This window comes from Serratia sp. Ag1, from assembly GCF_000743355.1.
Classification (GTDB): domain Bacteria; phylum Pseudomonadota; class Gammaproteobacteria; order Enterobacterales; family Enterobacteriaceae; genus Chania.
Genome location: NZ_JQEI01000041.1, coordinates 1 through 16081, shown reverse-complemented (window position 1 = coordinate 16081; position 16081 = coordinate 1). Strand labels below are relative to the sequence as shown.

22 protein-coding genes are annotated in these 16081 nt (G+C 52.9%); 19 read left to right on the top strand and 3 right to left on the bottom strand.

Translation table 11 applies throughout. The features are described 5' to 3' along the window. The first annotated feature begins 8 nt into the window (after positions 1 to 8). From IV04_RS20975 to IV04_RS26460, 19 genes are all read left to right on the top strand, one after another. Positions 9 to 1223 carry a phage major capsid protein gene (locus tag IV04_RS20975; protein WP_037395711.1) on the top strand — a complete coding sequence of 405 codons (1215 nt, stop codon included), beginning with the start codon at positions 9 to 11 and terminating at the stop codon, positions 1221 to 1223. A gap of 74 nt (positions 1224 to 1297) precedes the next feature. After that, positions 1298 to 1621 carry a head-tail connector protein gene (locus tag IV04_RS20970; RefSeq protein WP_037395269.1) on the top strand — a complete coding sequence of 108 codons (324 nt, stop codon included), beginning with the start codon at positions 1298 to 1300 and terminating at the stop codon, positions 1619 to 1621. Further along, positions 1618 to 2013, top strand: a complete 396-nt coding sequence (locus IV04_RS20965; RefSeq protein WP_037395272.1) for a phage head closure protein — start codon at positions 1618 to 1620, stop codon at positions 2011 to 2013. Before IV04_RS20970 ends, IV04_RS20965 begins: the two co-directional genes overlap by 4 nt. Then, positions 2003 to 2521, top strand: coding sequence for a hypothetical protein (locus IV04_RS20960; RefSeq protein ID WP_037395274.1), 519 nt, complete (start codon positions 2003 to 2005; stop codon positions 2519 to 2521). The genes IV04_RS20965 and IV04_RS20960 overlap by 11 nt, the downstream gene beginning before the upstream one ends. Further along, positions 2518 to 3063, top strand: a complete 546-nt coding sequence (locus IV04_RS20955) for a hypothetical protein (RefSeq protein ID WP_037395277.1) — start codon at positions 2518 to 2520, stop codon at positions 3061 to 3063. The genes IV04_RS20960 and IV04_RS20955 overlap by 4 nt, the downstream gene beginning before the upstream one ends. Before the next feature lie 6 nt (positions 3064 to 3069). Further along, positions 3070 to 3255 (top strand): DUF2635 domain-containing protein, encoded by a 186-nt coding sequence (locus IV04_RS20950; RefSeq protein WP_037395280.1) that lies wholly within the window; start codon positions 3070 to 3072, stop codon positions 3253 to 3255. Beyond that, entirely contained in the window at positions 3245 to 4792 is a 1548-nt protein-coding gene (locus IV04_RS20945) for a phage tail sheath subtilisin-like domain-containing protein (RefSeq protein ID WP_037395283.1), read from the top strand. The genes IV04_RS20950 and IV04_RS20945 overlap by 11 nt, the downstream gene beginning before the upstream one ends. Continuing rightward, the gene (locus IV04_RS20940) at positions 4792 to 5157 is read left to right on the top strand and encodes a phage tail tube protein (RefSeq protein WP_037395287.1); all 366 of its coding nucleotides are present in this window, start codon (positions 4792 to 4794) and stop codon (positions 5155 to 5157) included. Before IV04_RS20945 ends, IV04_RS20940 begins: the two co-directional genes overlap by 1 nt. Further along, positions 5154 to 5429 (top strand): phage tail assembly protein, encoded by a 276-nt coding sequence (locus tag IV04_RS20935; protein WP_037395290.1) that lies wholly within the window; start codon positions 5154 to 5156, stop codon positions 5427 to 5429. Before IV04_RS20940 ends, IV04_RS20935 begins: the two co-directional genes overlap by 4 nt. 132 nt (positions 5430 to 5561) lie before the next feature. Then, complete coding sequence (locus IV04_RS20930) at positions 5562 to 7448, top strand: phage tail tape measure protein (RefSeq protein WP_037395293.1); 1887 nt, start codon at positions 5562 to 5564, stop codon at positions 7446 to 7448. 40 nt (positions 7449 to 7488) lie between these two features. Then, positions 7489 to 7911: a hypothetical protein gene (locus tag IV04_RS20925; protein WP_037395296.1), complete on the top strand. Its 423-nt coding sequence runs from the start codon at positions 7489 to 7491 to the stop codon at positions 7909 to 7911. 56 nt (positions 7912 to 7967) lie between these two features. Beyond that, positions 7968 to 9317, top strand: coding sequence for a DNA circularization protein (locus IV04_RS20920; protein ID WP_037395299.1), 1350 nt, complete (start codon positions 7968 to 7970; stop codon positions 9315 to 9317). Further along, entirely contained in the window at positions 9314 to 10393 is a 1080-nt protein-coding gene (locus IV04_RS20915) for a phage baseplate assembly protein (RefSeq protein WP_037395302.1), read from the top strand. Before IV04_RS20920 ends, IV04_RS20915 begins: the two co-directional genes overlap by 4 nt. Next, positions 10393 to 10932, top strand: coding sequence for a phage baseplate assembly protein V (locus tag IV04_RS20910; RefSeq protein WP_037395304.1), 540 nt, complete (start codon positions 10393 to 10395; stop codon positions 10930 to 10932). The genes IV04_RS20915 and IV04_RS20910 overlap by 1 nt, the downstream gene beginning before the upstream one ends. After that, complete coding sequence (locus IV04_RS20905) at positions 10929 to 11342, top strand: phage GP46 family protein (RefSeq protein ID WP_037395306.1); 414 nt, start codon at positions 10929 to 10931, stop codon at positions 11340 to 11342. Before IV04_RS20910 ends, IV04_RS20905 begins: the two co-directional genes overlap by 4 nt. After that, positions 11335 to 12393, top strand: a complete 1059-nt coding sequence (locus tag IV04_RS20900; protein WP_037395308.1) for a baseplate J/gp47 family protein — start codon at positions 11335 to 11337, stop codon at positions 12391 to 12393. The genes IV04_RS20905 and IV04_RS20900 overlap by 8 nt, the downstream gene beginning before the upstream one ends. Next, entirely contained in the window at positions 12384 to 12962 is a 579-nt protein-coding gene (locus IV04_RS20895; protein WP_037395310.1) for a YmfQ family protein, read from the top strand. Before IV04_RS20900 ends, IV04_RS20895 begins: the two co-directional genes overlap by 10 nt. Positions 12963 to 12968: 6 nt before the next feature. Then, on the top strand, positions 12969 to 13808 hold the full coding sequence (locus tag IV04_RS20890; RefSeq protein ID WP_037395312.1) for a hypothetical protein: 840 nt from the start codon (positions 12969 to 12971) through the stop codon (positions 13806 to 13808). Next, the gene (locus IV04_RS26460) at positions 13808 to 13984 is read left to right on the top strand and encodes a hypothetical protein (protein WP_156106822.1); all 177 of its coding nucleotides are present in this window, start codon (positions 13808 to 13810) and stop codon (positions 13982 to 13984) included. The genes IV04_RS20890 and IV04_RS26460 overlap by 1 nt, the downstream gene beginning before the upstream one ends. Before the next feature lie 128 nt (positions 13985 to 14112). Here the strand turns inward: IV04_RS26460 and IV04_RS20885 are convergent, their stop codons facing one another. The 3 genes from IV04_RS20885 to IV04_RS20880 all read right to left on the bottom strand — a co-directional run bounded on the left by IV04_RS20885 (position 14113) and on the right by IV04_RS20880 (position 15794). Beyond that, positions 14113 to 15138 carry a hypothetical protein gene (locus IV04_RS20885; RefSeq protein ID WP_037395314.1) on the bottom strand — a complete coding sequence of 342 codons (1026 nt, stop codon included), beginning with the start codon at positions 15136 to 15138 and terminating at the stop codon, positions 14113 to 14115. Positions 15139 to 15324: 186 nt separating this feature from the next. Continuing rightward, entirely contained in the window at positions 15325 to 15555 is a 231-nt protein-coding gene (locus IV04_RS26240; protein WP_152562930.1) for a hypothetical protein, read from the bottom strand. Continuing rightward, complete coding sequence (locus IV04_RS20880) at positions 15555 to 15794, bottom strand: DinI-like family protein (protein WP_037395316.1); 240 nt, start codon at positions 15792 to 15794, stop codon at positions 15555 to 15557. Before IV04_RS20880 ends, IV04_RS26240 begins: the two co-directional genes overlap by 1 nt. Positions 15795 to 16081 lie beyond the last annotated feature (287 nt).

The following is a 16081-nucleotide window of genomic DNA, read 5'->3' as shown; positions in this document are numbered from 1 at the left end:
CTACTATTATCAAGTTGCACGAACTGAAGCAAAAACGTAACACCATCGCCACCGACATGCGCGCTCTGAATGAAAAGATCGGTGACAACGCCTGGACTGAAGAACAGCGCACCGAGTGGAACAAGGCCAAGGATGAGCTGACAAAGCTGGATGAGCAGATCACCCGCGAAGAGGAGCTGCGTGCTATGGATCAGCGCTTTGTTGATGATGTTCAGGAGGAACAGCGCCAGCAGTTGGACAAAGACAAACCAGAGCACCAGCAGCAGGAGCGCCGTGCTGCTGCATTCGATAAGTTCCTTCGTCAGGGGCTGGGTGAGCTGAGTGCAGAAGAGCGCGCCGCTCTGCGTGAGCTCCGTGCTCAAGGCACCACGCCGGATGAAAAAGGCGGTTATACCGTACCCACTCAAATGCTGGCAAAAATCGTTGATGCAATGAAGGCTTATGGCGGTATCGCCAGCGTGGCACAAGTCCTGAACTCATCCAACGGGCAGGATATCACCTGGTCAACCTCTGACGGCACGGCAGAAGAAGGCGAACTGCTGGGCGAGAATACCGCTGCATCCGAGCAGGATGTGGAATTCGGTACCGCGATCCTGGGGGCGAAAAAGCTCAGTTCCAAAATTATCCGGGTTTCCAATGAATTGCTGCAGGATAGCGGGGTGGATATTGAGGCCTATTTGGCAGGCCGGATTGCTCAGCGCATTGGCCGCGGCGAAGCCAAATACATAGTTAAAGGCACCGGCACCGGTTCTCCAGTTCAGCCGAAAGGGCTCGAAGTCTCTGTTACCGGTACGGTGGCGGCCAAGGCGCTCACGCTGGATTGGACGGATGTGAATACCCTTAAACACAGCATTGATCCGGCCTACCGTAACGGACCCAAGTTCCGCCTTGCGTTTAATGACTCTACGCTGAAAATGCTTTCTGAGCTGGTGGACGGTAACAAGCGCCCCCTGTGGTTGCCGGATATTGTCGGTGTAGCACCCGCTTCGGTGTTGGGTATGCAGTACGTTATCGATCAGGCGATCGACAGTATGGCGACGGGTAAGAAGTTTATTTACTGCGGCGACTTCGATCGCTTCATTTTGCGCCGTATCACCTACATGACGCTGAAGCGCCTGGTTGAACGTTATGCCGAGTACGATCAAACTGCCTTCCTGGCGTTCCATCGTTTCGATTGCGTGCTGGAAGATACCGCGGCTATCAAGGCGCTGACCGGTAAATAATTGCTATTTTGCGCATCCCTGCACCGCTTCGGCGGTTTTTTTGTGCCCGCAATCTGGCGGGCATTGGAGAAAGTATGTTGCTGAAACTGGATGAAATAAAGGCGCAATGCAGGCTGGATCTGGATTTTACCGAAGAAGATGCCCTACTTGATCTGATTGGGAGGGCGGTACAGAAGCGCACGGAAACATACCTGAATCGCACACTGTATGCGCCAGACAGTGAAATTCCAGATACCGATCCAGACGGGTTGCACCTGCCTGATGATGTCAAGATGGGCATGCTGCTGCTGGTGACTCATTACTACGAAAATCGCTCATCCGTCTCTGACTTTGAAAAGTCTGAGCTACCGATGGGCTTTGTGTGGAATGTTCAGCCTTACAGGCATATCCCGCTATGAAAATTCGCCAGGCACAAACCAGTGCAACCTACTTGTTTCCGGACCCTGGTGAACTCAACCGCCGCGCACAATTCCGCACCCGCGAAGATGTGCCCGGCTCTGGTCATATGGGTGTCGATACCGTGTATCACAACACGTTCAGCACCTGGGCGAAGCTGGCGGCGGTCGGTGATTCTGTTCGTATCGATTCTATGCAGGCTGATGCCGCCATCACTCACCGAATTATCATCCGGTACCGCCGTGGTGTGACCACTGATGAGGAGGTGGTGATCGACGGCATGGTTTACCGCATCAAAGGTACCAAGGATCTGAATGACAAGCGCCGGTTTTTGATGATCAGCGTTGAGGAATTGGGCACCGTTGAGGTTATAGGGGGTGATAGTGGGGGTTGAGAACTCAAACAGCGGTCTGTATTTGCATGTCGATTTTGACCAAACACCGGAAATTACCTTCAACAAAGCCAGAGTGCGCCGCGCATTCGTTACCGTTGGGCAGAAAGTGATGGCGGAATCTCGGCGCATCGTTGCCCGCAGAGCCATCTCAAAAGCAGGTGAGGTACCCGGTTTCCGTACTGGCCGGCTGGCAAAATCCATTGGCTATCGCGTTCCCACGGCAACTGCTACCCGGCCTGGCTTTATGGCAAAAATTGCGCCAAACCAGAAAGGTGGTAAAGGGAACCGGCTGATTAATGGTGATTTCTATCCAGCCTTCCTGTGGTACGGCGTCAGACGCGGTGCAAGGCGAGGCAAGAGCCATAAAAAAGGCGCATCCGGTGGCAGCAACTGGAAGATTGCCCCGCGCAAAAATTTTATGGAGCAAGCATTGCTGAATAAGCAGGCGTGGATCGAGCGTGTTCTTTTCGAAGCGCTCCAAAGCTCAGTGAGGCCCGTCAAAAAATGAGACTGTCATTAATCATTGCTGCCCTGCGGCTGCGCTGCCCGTCATTTGAGGGGCGCGTGTCCGGGGCGGCTGAATACAAGCCCATCCCCGATAATGCAAAAATGAAACTGCCGTCAGCCTGGGTTATCCCGCTGGATGACAATGTTGGCGAGCAGCGATCGCAAACCGACTATTGGCAGGAATTGACGGAAGGTTTTGCGGTTATTGTTGTGATGGACAACACGGCAGATCAGCGCGGTCAGGCGGCGGCATTTGATGTTGTTCACGACATCCGTGCCGAATTGTGGAAAGCGTTGCTGGGGTGGGAAATGGAGGGCTACGACCCGCTTCAGTACGATGGCGGCAACTTGCTGGACATGAATCGCGCCCATCTTTACTACCAGTTCGATTTCTCCGCCAAGACAGACATTGCGGCGGAAGACACCCAGCACTGGGAAGATCTGCAGCAACTTGAAGATCTGGCACTTGTCATCACCGATGTTGATTTCATGAAGCCCGATGGCGACATCGAGCACACGTTAAGAATCCCACTGAACGAGTAACCCCTTATGTATGTGATCCCCAGCAATGGCCGGTCAGTGCCTGATCCGGTCAAGGGCGACTTTTTGCCGAAAGAGGGCAGAAACGTTGCCGACACCAATTATTGGCATCGTCGTTTGGCCTCCGGTGAAGTGGTACTGAAGGACGCCGCGCCAAACCAGAAACCTGAAGAGGCTGAGAGCAATGAACTTTAACACCATCCCAAATGATTTACGGGTACCGCTGTTCTATGCCGAAATAGACAATAGCGCAGCCAACACGGCGCAAGACACCGGCCCGGCGCTGATCATCGCGCACGCCCTGGCTGGTAGCACGATTGAGCCCAATAAGCTGGTTATCATGCCAAGCGCAGGGCAAGCCGGGCAGGTTGCGGGGCGTGGCAGCCAACTCGCGCGCATGGTGTCCGCTTATCGTGCGGTAGATCCGTTTGGCGAATTGTGGGTGATCGCCACTCCTGAGCCTGCCGGTGCTCCTGCGGCGGGCAAGCTGACCATCACTGGTACCGCCCAGGCCGCTGGTGCACTGTCGATTTACGTCGGCACGACGCGCGTGCAGGTGATTGTTGCTGCACTCGATAGCCCCCTGGTTATTGGTGCCAGTATTGCCGCCGCCATCAACGCACTTCCGGATTTGCCTGTCCGCGCCGAGGTGCAGACCAGTAGCGTTGTTGTTACAGGGGCGGGAGTACAACCGCTGGAGCCGGGCACCTCATTGAGCATTGTCAACATTACCGCCAAAAACAGCGGGCAGACGGGCAACACCATCCCGATCACCATGAACTATCGCGGCTCTCTGGGGGGCGAGCAAAACCCGGACGGCGTCAACGTGGCGATCACCCCAATGGCTGGAGGTGCTGGCGCACCTAATCTGTCAGCGGCCATTGCTGCAATGGGTGATGAACCGTTTGATTTTATCGCCTTCCCGTTCTGCGACTCTGCCTCACTGTCAACTATCGGCGCAGAGATGAATGACGATACAGGCCGGTGGTCATGGTCGCGCCAACTTTATGGTCACGTCTATACCGCCAAAAAGGGCGCGCTGTCTGATCTGGTGGCGTTTGGCTCAACGTTTAACGATCCGCACCTGACCATTGCCGGTTACGAGCTGGGCGTGCAGGTGGCCACAGATGAATTGGTTGCAGCACGCACGGCCCGCAATGCGGTATTCATTCGCAACGACCCGGCCAGACCCACACAAACCGGCTTGCTGAATGGCGCATTGCCAGCACCGGCAGGCGATCGCTTTATCTTGACCGAGCAGCAATCCCTGTTAACCCACGGCATTGCTACGGCGTACAGCGAAGGCGGCGTGATGCGCATTCAGCGCGATATCACCACGTACCGGAAAAACGCTTACGGCAATGCGGATAACAGCTTTCTGGACAGCGAAACCTTGCACACCAGCGCCTACGTGCTGCGCCGCCTGAAATCGGTGATCACCAGCAAGTATGGCCGCCACAAGCTGGCGAATGACGGTACCCGCTTCGGCCCCGGCCAGGCGATCGTGACTCCTAATGTGATCCGGGGGGAAATCCTTGCTGTTTACCGTCAGTTGGAGCGCGCGGCGATCGTTGAAAACTTCGATCTGTTCGCTCAATACCTGATTGTGGAGCGTAACGCGAACGACCCGAACCGCCTTGATGTGCTGTTCCCGCCTGATTATGTCAATCAGTTGCGTGTGTTTGCCCTGCTTAATCAGTTCCGCCTTCAGTATCAAGAGGAGTCAGTGTAATGGCCCGAAACAAACGCATTGGCGGTACCTGCTATTTCAAGATTGACGGTCAGCAATTATCGCTGACTGGCGGCATAGAGGTACCGATGAACACGGCAGTCAAGGAGGATGTGGTGGGCATGGATGGCTCCGTGCATTACAAAGAAACCCACCGCGCGGCGTATATCAAAGGCACCTTTAAAGTGCCGGGTGATTTCCCGATCAGCAAGCTGACCTCATCCGACTCGATGACGATCACCGCCGAGCTGGCCAACGGCAAGGTCTATGTACTTTCCGAGGCCTGGTTGAACGGCGAGGCAAACCACAACGCCGAAGAAGGCACGGCGGATCTCGAATTCCACTCAGAAGAAGGGTTTTATCAGTGAAAACAATTAAGCTAACGAAAGAAATCACCGTTTCGGGTGAGCCAGTTATTGAGCTGACATTGCGTGAGCCCACTTACGATGAAATGGCGTCATGTGGGATCCCGTTCACCATTACGGAGGAGGGTGAAATTAAGGTAGATCTCAAGTCTACGCTGCGTTATCTGCCAATTCTGGCGGGGATCCCCCCCTCCTCGGCAAAACAAATTGCGCCAAAAGACGTCATGACAGTTTCTATGTCGATTGTCAGTTTTTTTACGGTATCGGCAGCGTAAAAAACTTCACCACCCGAGTTTATAACGTCGCCTATTTCTGGCGCATCAACCCCCTAACTTTAATGACCTGCCCGCTCTCCAAGATAATGGAGCTTGAAGAGCAGGCGGAGCGCATTGATTCGGAGATAAATAATGGCTGATAGCTTTCAACTAAAGGCGATCATCACTGGCGTTAATAAGCTGTCGCCACAATTAACGACGATGCAGAAGGATCTGCGTAAGTTTAAGGGGGAATTCAAGGATATTATTCAAGGTACCGCTGTTGCCGGTGCGGCAATCACTGCGATGTTTGCTGCACCGATAAACCAGGCCATTGAGTTTGAATCAACAATGGCTGATGTCAAAAAGGTTGTTGATTTTGATACTCATCAGCAATTTAAACAGATGGCTGATGATGTACTGGAGCTGTCTACAAGATTACCAATGGCTGCCAATGGGATCGGGGCTATCGTCGCTGCAGGTGGACAGGCGGGTATTGCCAAGAGTGAGCTGATGGCGTTTGCCGAATCTGCGATAAAAATGGGGATCGCCTTTGATCAGACGGCAGAACAATCCGGCCAGATGATGGCGCAGTGGCGAACCGCGTTTAAAATGACCCAGGCCGAGGTGGTAACACTTGCTGACAAGGTTAACTACCTTGGCAACACCGGCCCCGCCAATGCTGCGAAAATATCAGATATCGTTACCCGTATTGGCCCGCTGGGTAGTATTGCTGGCGTTTCGTCTGGTGAGATTGCCGCTCTCGGGGCGACCATTGCAGGTATGGGGGTAGAGTCCGAAGTATCCGCCACGGGCATCAAAAACTTTATGAAGGCGCTTACTGCCGGATCTTCTGCAACAGCAGCGCAAAAAAAGGTGCTCAAACAGCTCAGAATAGGCCCGAAAAGGCTGGCCGCAGAAATGCAAAAAGACTCCAAGGGTGCAATGCTGAAAGTGCTATCTTCGATGGCGAAGCTCTCCAAGGCAGATCAGTCCGCGGCAATGAACCAGTTATTTGGCAGCGAGTCTGCGGGGGCTATCGCGCCGCTGCTGACCAACCTTGATTTGCTGGAGAAAAACTTTGGTAAAGTTACTGATGCCCAGCAATACAGTGGTTCAATGCAGAAGGAATATGCGTCGAGAGCAGCGACAACAGCCAACTCTATTCAGTTACTTAAGAATGAGGTTGCTTCTGCAAGCATATCTATCGGCGATTTATTTTTGCCCGCAATAGTTGAAGGAACCAAGGAGCTAAAACCGCTACTTGGTGGCATCCGGCAGTGGATAAAGGCCAATCCAGAACTCATTAAAACTACTCTCAAGCTAGGTGTATATCTAATGGGGGTAGCGTTCGGTGTGACTGCTGTAACTAAAGCCATTGGCTTCATGAGTTTTGTGACAAAAATGTCACCATTGGGCAAGTTGCTCACCGTATTGATCGCTGCTGGTGGGCTAATTATCGCCAACTGGGATACGGTTGGCCCGATGTTTAAAGAGGTATGGAGCCAGATTAAACCCATCGTAGATATGGTAGGGGGGTGGGAAGGTGCAATGAAAGGATTTGCTTTGTATATGGCGGGCGATTTTGCGCTCTCATTTTTGAAAGGTATTAACTCTGGTGGTGCCGGGGTGAGAGGGCTTAACAGCGCGCTAAAAACACTTATCTCTTATGGTGGGAAAACGATCGCTATCGGTGTAATGATTAGTCTGTTTAAGCAACTGGATGACCTGGATAAAGAAGCGCAAGATACCAAAAAATCCAAAGGGGAAATTTTGGTCGATAGATTGAAAAAAGGAGAGGAAGACAGGGGCTACACTGGCTTTATCCCCCGCATGAAAGAACTGCTAAATATGGATGGCAACCAAAACTCTAAAGTACCATTAGCATCTGTCCGGCCTCAGGCTGTAAATGGAGAGATTACAGTTAAGTTTGATAATGCACCGCCAGGGATGAATATTGTGAATGCTAAAACCAATAACTCAGGGCTTGGCATAGGTTATGATGTTGGCTATAGTCGATTTTCCAATAAGTTACCTTAGTAGCAACAGTTAACTTGCCTTCATGACCTCGGGGGATTAAATGAGAAGAGTTATTTTTATTTTTGCGCTCAGTATATTTCTTTCTGCATGCGACGATGGTAAAGACAGTGGCACGCCTAGCTATGTAAAAAACGCGGCAAGTGATATTGAATCCGCTATCATCGCGAATGTTATAAGAAACTCGGATTTTCAGTGTGGAAAGTTGCTTGACGAGAAAGAAAATGTTTGGACTATAGGCTGTTCTCTCCCTGAGAGGAATCCATCCCCCTTTCTTTTATTTGAAGTAAGAGAAGATCATGAAGGTACGAATCCGCCATTTAAATATAAATTAGTAGCAGTTAATGGCAAGGCCAAGCAATACGCAGAAAACAATGCACTTCGAATGTTTAAGATAGATACCAAGAGTTCGTCAGATATTAATATTGATGAAATGATGGGAAGGTATACTGCGGGATTTAAATAAACGCTAAGCACTCAAGCATAACCCACCATCAGGTGGGTTTTTTATTGGTGGTAACCATGAGCTGGAAAGACAAGTTATTACCCGCGTCTTTTCGCGGTATACCTTTCAAGACGCTGGATGATGAGGCCACGGTAGGCCGCAGAACGCAAACCCACGAATACCCCAACCGCGACAAACCCTATTCCGAAGATCTGGGCCGGGTCACCCGGCGCGACAGAATATCGGCCTATGTGATCGGTGATGATTACCAGGCGCAGCGCGATCAGCTTATCGCCGCCATTAACCAGGGTGGCCCCGGCAAGCTGATACACCCGCAGTATGGGGAGCTTAACGTCTGCATCGATGGCGAAGTGACCGTGAGCCACAACTCATCAGATGGGCGGATGTGCACGATCAGCTTTGCATTTGTCGAGGCTGGCGAACTGTCATTTCCTACCTCTGGCGTGGCAACCGGGCAAAAGCTGATTTCTTCCACCGATGCGATGACTGACAGCGCATCTGACGCTTTTGGTAAATCGTTCGGGCTGGATGGGCTACCGGATTTTTTGCAGAACGGCGTACTTGAAAATGCCCACGACATGATGGGCGTGGCTATCAAGACGCTCGACAGGGTGAATTCTGCAATGGGTGATGCCGGCCGACTTTTGGATGGTGACCTGTCTGTACTGCTAATGCCGCCCAGTTCGGGCATGGATTTCACCAACCGGCTACAGCGTATGTGGCGATCGGGTGATGCACTGTTCAGAAACAGCGGCGACATTATCAGCAAGATAAAGGGGCTGTCTGGGCTCACTGTTGATCGCGGACTCGCCCCGCGTGGCGTGTGGAAAACAGACAGCAAAACCACCCAGATCCAGACCGAGCAAACCAACGCTGTTGCTCAGGCCATGCGCACGACAGCGTTAGCGGAGGCGGCCCGTAGCGTTTCCAGTTTGCCGCAACCGCCCATCTCACAGGCGGGGAATATCATCACGCCAGTGCGCTTGCCGCAGCGCGCCGAGGTGGGTACCGATGCGCCACCTGTGAAGATGCCGCTGCTCACGCACCCGGCTGTAACTTCGTTGGACGATGGAGGGGTGATTGAACCCCCGCTGAGCTACGACACGCTGACGGAGATCCGCGACACGCTGAATAATGCTATCGATCAAGAACTATTGCGCGTTACGGATGATGCGTTGTTTTTGGCCCTCAACACTGTCCGAGCCGATGTTAACCGGGACATTAGTCAGCGGTTGGAGCAGACAGAGAAAACCGCGCTTCTCACGCCCACTGATGTTGTGCCAGCGCTGGTGCTGGCCGCTGACTGGTACGACTCCGCAGCACGGGAGCGCGACATCATTGGGCGCAATCCAATCACACACCCCGGATTTGTTCCGGTGGCCACATTAAAGGTACCTGTGCGATGAGTGACAACAATGTGACATTGCGCGTGGGGGATCGCGAGTGGGGCGGTTGGACGTCCGTTTCAATATCGGCGGGCATAGAGCGCCTGGCGCGTGATTTCAATATCGAGATAACCCGGCAGTGGCCGGGCTCGGAAGATGTTGGAAACTTGCAGCCAAAGATAAAAAAGGGCGATCCGGTTACCGTGCTGATCGGTACCGATTTGGTTATCACCGGCTACATCGACGCCACGCCAGTGCGGTACGACGCCCGCAGCGTGTCTGTCGGCATTGTCGGGCGTAGCAAAACTGCTGACCTGATCGACTGCTCAGCCATGACAACGCAATTCACAGGCCGGACGTTTACACAGATTGCCGAGCAGCTCGCCAGGCCGTTTGGCGTATCGGTGGTTAACGCTGGCATAGAGAGCACTCCGGTCATTGGCCTGCAGGTGGATTTTGGTGAAACCGTGATCGACGTGCTCGACAAGATGATGGGGCTGCAGCAGGTGCTGGCTTATGACAACCCGGCAGGTGAGTTGGTTATCGGGCCAGTGGGTGCCTCCCATTGCGTCACTGCGCTGGTGCTGGGCGAAAACATTATTTCCTGCGACACCGAGCAGAGCATTAAGGAGCGATTCTCCGAGTACCAGGTAGCTGGGCAGCGCGCGGGCAATGATGATGACTTTGGTGAGGTCACCACGTCAGCTATCCGAGCCAGAACCGTCGATGGTGGCGTGAGGCGTTACCGGCCCATGGTGATTAAGCAAGTTGGCAATGCTACTGGGGGATCGGTCATTGAGCGTAGCCAGTTCGAGATGTTGCGCCGGGCGGCCAGAACGGATGAGGTGACCTATACCGTGCAGGGTTGGCGGCAAGGTAACGGGAAGCTATGGGAGCCAAACCAACTGGTGACGGTTTACGATCCTGTACTGGGATTTACCAACCGCGACATGCTGATCGCTGAGGTGACCTACAGCAAAAGTGAGCAGGGAACCACCGCGCAGTTACGGATCGGTCCGCCCGATGCCTACCTCCCCAAACCTCCCAAGCAGAAGAAAGGCAAGAAAAAAGCCGATGATAATGAGGACGATTGGTGATGAATAGAATGATCAGCAGCCTGCAGCGTGGGTTGTCCAATCTGCTGGTACGTGCCGTGGTGAGGCGCAGCGACAGTGAAAGCAAAAGCCAGTCGCTGCAAATCCAAATGATCGCCGACGAGCTAAAGGACAATATCGAGCACCTGGAGCCTTACGGCTTTACCAGCGCTCCCCATGTTGGCGCGGAAGCCGTTGCGGCATTCCCTGATGGCGATCGCTCTCATGGTGTGGTGCTTGTTGTTGCCGATCGTCGCTATCGCATTACCGGCCTGAAAAATGGCGAGGTGGCGCTGTACTCCGACGAAGGGGATAGCATTATCTTGCGGCGAAGCAATACCGTGGAAGTGAACACAAAGCACTACGTGGTTAATGCTCAGGAGAAGGTCACCTTTAACACCCCGCTGTTCGAGGTACCCAGCGGAGAGGTTAGCGACAAAACCGGCACAATGACCGGGATCCGTGACACCTATAACGAGCACAATCACCCGCACGGCGATCCGACAACGGGCGGCCCAAACCAGAAGATGGGGCAATCATGATACTGATCGTCAATGGCAAGCAGCAGGCTGTTCATGCTCCCACAGACCCATTAACTCGCTCGGTCATTATTTCGCTGTTCACCTGGCGGCGGGCCGAGCCTGATGATGATTCAGTGCACCCCATGGGATGGTGGGGCGATACCTACCCCACCGTACAGAATGACCGCATCGGCTCTCGCCTTTATCTGCTGAGGCGTGAAAAGGTCACCAGCAAAACCACTGAGCTGGTTCGCGGCTACATTGAGCAGGCGCTGGCATGGATGAAAGAGGATGGTGTAATCACCCGCTCATTAATCACGGTGCAGCGCCACGGCACGGAAACCATCACGGCAGAGATAACGTTATACCGTACCGGTGGTGCAGACCATCGGATCACATTAACCGACCTATGGAGTGCGCCCGATGGCTGACAGCGGATTTACCCGCCCAACCCTTCCGCAGTTAATCACCCAGATCCGCAGTGACCTCAATTCCCGATTTCAAAATGATGCCGTTCTGCGCCGCACTGACTCTGAGGTCTATAGCCGAGTGCAGGCGGCAGCGGTGCACACGCTTTACGGCTATATCGATTACCTGGCGCGCAATATGCTGCCGGATCTGTGCGACGAGGATTGGCTGGTGCGGCATGGCAACATGAAGCGCTGCCCTAGAAAAGAACCCTCAACGGCAACCGGCTTTGTCCGCTGGGAGGGGGTAACTAACGGTATCACGGTACCCACTGGTGCAGTTATTCAACGTGATGACTTGATGGAGTACACCACGACAGCGGCGGCCACATCCGTTGCAGGCATTCTGCTTGCCCCGGTGATCTGCTCATCGGCTGGCATTGCAGGTAACACCGATGACGGTATCGGCATGATCCTGACACAACCGATCAGCGGACTGCCGTCAGCGGCGGTGGCTGATGGCATTGAGGGCGGCACTGACATTGAGTCTCTGGAGGAGTGGCGGGCGCGGGTTATCGAACGTTGGTACTACACCCCGCAGGGAGGCGCAGACGGTGATTACATCGTGTGGGCCAAAGAGGTGCCCGGCGTGACTCGCGCCTGGACGTATCGTCACTGGATGGGGGCAGGAACAGTAGGCGTCATGGTGGCGAATAGCAACCTTGAAAACCCGATCCCGGATGGTGGTGTTGTGGCTGCTGTTCGTGAGCACATCTTGCCGCTTGCACCTGTCGCCGGCTCAAGCCTCTACACCTTTCCGCCTGTGGCTAAGGCGGTGCCGTTCCGTATCCGTATCACTCCTGATACCCCAGCAGTGAGGTATGCCGTGATAGCGGAATTGCGGGCCATGTTCTTTCGTGATGGCGTACCTGGCGGAACGCTGGAGCATTCGCGCATTGCCGAGGCGATCAGCATTGCAACGGGTGAGTATGACCATACGCTAATCAGCCCGGTAGGTGATGTTGCTCTCGGTGCCACGGAGTTGCCCGTTGTCGGGGAGGTCACGTGGAGCTAAGAGACTACGAGCATCTACTTAAAAATCTGCTTCCGCGCGGCCCTGCGTGGGATGGGGATGATCCGTTGTTGCTCGGTCTGGCCTCATCCCTTCATCGAGTACACCAGCGCGGCGATACCCTGATGCTAGAAATTGACCCGCGAACCACGGCGGAGTTGATAGACCGCTACGAGCAGATTTGCGGGCTGCCTGATTCATGCGCGCCTGTTGGCGTGCAAACCTTGGCGCAGCGCCAGCAGCGACTGGACGCCAAGATCAATATTACAGGCGGGATCAACAAGGCGTTTTATCTTGCGCAGCTATACGCCCTTGGCTACGAAGGGGCCACGATCACGCAGTTCGAAAGTGATGTTTTCCGTTGCACCTCTACCTGCATCGATGCGCTGTACAGCGATGATTGGCGCTTCTGGTGGCAAGTCAACATGCCTGGCGCAACGCAGATCACAAACATGACATGCCTATCCGCATGTACGGACAGCCTGAGGACGTGGGGCGACACAGTGGCGGAATGTGTCATTAACAAGCTCTGCCCCTCACATACTTATGTCATTTTCAAATACCCGGAGTAACCAACCATGCATCGTATTGATACGCCCACCGCCTTGCGAGACAAGTTCGGAACAGGAAAGAATGGCTTTACGCGCGGAAACCCGCAGACCGGCGTCCAGGCCACTCAGCTTGATGATGATTACTGCGACTCCCTGCAGGAAGAAATTTGCAATGTTATCGAAAGCGCAGGGATTGCGCTGGATAAGACAAAGAGAAACCAGTTATCGGATGCCATTACTAAATTGGGTACCGGCAGGCTGGTTAATATCAAGACATTCACGGCATCTGGTACCTACACACCAAGCACGGGGGTAAAGAAAATCCGTGTGAAAGTCTGGGGAGGTGGTGGGGCCGGTGGCGGCACACAGGCCGTTTCAACCACTCAGGCGGCAGTTGGCGGTGGCGGCACCGCTGGTGCTTATGCTGAGAGCTTTATCACGGTCAGTGGTGCCTTGTCGGTAACCGTTGGGGCGGGCGGTGTCAGCTCAGTCGCTGATGGCACCAATGGTGGGGCATCATCTGTGGGAACGCTGACCGCCCCCGGTGGTGTGGGTGGCGCCCTGGGCGTGGCCAACAGCTCATTTCCCTTTGGTGCCCAGCCGCGAAACCCCACAGTAGGAACAACGGGGAATGTTATCAACACCCCTGGCGCTACGGCATCAGCCGGATTCACCTGGTCTGCCAATGGCGCGATCCGCTCAATGGGTGGGCAGAGCGCCGTGGGGGCCAGTCAGTACGCGGCTAACTCGGTTGGCTATGCTGCTGGCGGCTCAGGTGCAATCGCGGCAGGCGGTGCAGGTGCGGTGGCTGCTCTATCTGGATTTAATGGTGCCCCCGGACTGGTAATCATTGAGGAGTACGCATAATGAGACACTGCTTGATCAAGGGCGGGACCGTTGAAAACGTGATCTTGTGGGACGGTGCGACACCTGTCGATTTTGGCGATGCCGAGGTGGTTGGTGTTGATGATGATTGCTATGTTGCCCCTGGTTTTCTGTATGACGGTAAAGAGTTCTCTCCACCCCCAGAAACCAAGGAGTAACGACCAGGCCGGGAGAAATCCCGGCCATCACTCAGCCGATCGGGGAGCTAACTAGGTGGTGATCACAGTTGCGCATAGTTGGGGGGATAGGCAGACATAAAAAACCGGCTCAGTGATCGGGGGGGGGGTCATGGTTTTGATATTGTAGATGCGTTACCTTTCTCTATGACACCTGCGCGAATTGTGTAACTGCCCAATATTTTAACGGATTTATTTTCCTTCATCGCATCAAACAGCAAGGAGATCTCATCTTTGTCGTCGATGAATGAAGTGTCAACGGACACAGGGAAGTTCTCATCGCTTGATGGCTCTCGACAGCTAAGTGTTAACTTTTCTGAGGTTCTCTTAATGCTGTCTATAACCACTTCAAGATTTCGCTCTTCCTTCTTGGCTTTTTCGATAGGGTTTTTGATAAGCTCATGAACATCTTTTTGAGAAAGATTAACCTTGGTCGCGCCTTCGATTTCAATTCTATCGGCGTCGCTGGCTGACTTAAGTACGCCAGTATAGGCTTTAGTTACATGTTCCTGTATGCCTTCGGCTCTCTCAATGGTATCTACGCCAGCATTGTTACGCATGGACTGAAGCATTCCATCCTTAAGGATTGTAAGTCTCTCGTTCTCAGATTTTATCTTGTTTTCTTGTTGCTTTGTCTCTTCTTTTTTTACAGCAACTTCAGCCTCTGAGTTAAGATATGACGTGCCAACCCATGCCCCACCGAATAGAGCTATGGCAAAGAGGAAGCATGTTGTCTTCTGGGTTGGGCTCATCCCTTGCGTCACCTTGTCAAATGCATTGCCACAAGCCTTGATTAGATCAGTAAGCGCAGTGATAATCTCTGTGCATCCTGGGTTTATGTAGAAGATTATTTCAGCATCTTCTCTGTCATCACTGCCTAGTTTTTGAAGGTTGTCGGTTTTGTACCTGATTAAAGTATAGACTTTATACATCTCTGTTTGAAACTCGCAAAGCCCTTGCGCGAGCGATGCGGGTAGCGACCCATTGTAACGTGTGAGATCGCCAAAAATCTTGATTTTTACAGAGTCAAACAGCTCAACTTTTAGTTGTTCAACCAATATTTCCTCACCTGATTGCAAGCGGTTAAATACGCTCTCAAGTGAGTCGATGCTGTTTATGCATATTGTATTATTCACTTATAATCCTTCTTCCTTTCCCGCTCCAAAATATCTCCCCCCAACCATCCCTAAACCAACCTCACCATAGTCTCTATCCCGGCACTAATGAATAGTTACCGATATCAGCATGATAGAACATAAGCTTTTCTTCTCATATGCTGGAATTTTATTCAGTGGTTGTAACCATCGGGATTGGTTGGAGTTCTAGCAGTAGTGATAGCGAACGGCAGCAATGATGACAGCAGAGGGGGTAGCTAGTGGCTGGTTGTAAGCCAGATGCCAGCCCCCGTTACGGTAAGCATAAAGCCAATACCAGCCACCAGCAGGCCGAATGGTGAACGATGGCATTTGCGGATCTGGTGCAGGCATTGGCTCTGCCGATGTGGGGTAATAAATCCTTACCCCTTCAATGATGGTGCTACTGATCGGATTCATTATGGTTGAAACCAGTCATCCGCACTTTCCCACGTATCTTGCAGCACCTCTTCGATCACCTCCCTGTCAGCCGTGGTACCACCGCGCACCGATAGCCCATCACCACCAGCCAGTCGAACGGTAGCTTCAACATCAGAAAATTTTCGCTGCAGGCGCTTGTTGAGTTCAACGGCCAGCGCAGCAGCGGCACCGTCAGGCAGCTTCTTTTTCTTATCGATTGTCACTTCAACATGAAGCATGATTTAACCCTCATACTATGACTGTTTATTCATACAGTAATAATAAAGCAAGGAGGGTGAGATATGTATGTTTTTTTGTTTCACTTAGTTACAAACAGAAAAGCCTCAGAGGTGAGTCTGAGGCTTTAATCTGGGGTCACTTTCAAATGCACGTGCATTTTAAGTGCATTTTTTTGTCCATTTTGAGTAGTTTCTCTGTCTGGGCAGTGTCGCTAACTCGTTGTTTCTATTCGTGCTGTCCTTGCACTGTCCTGCTTAAATTGGTGGAGCTGGGGGGATTTGAACCC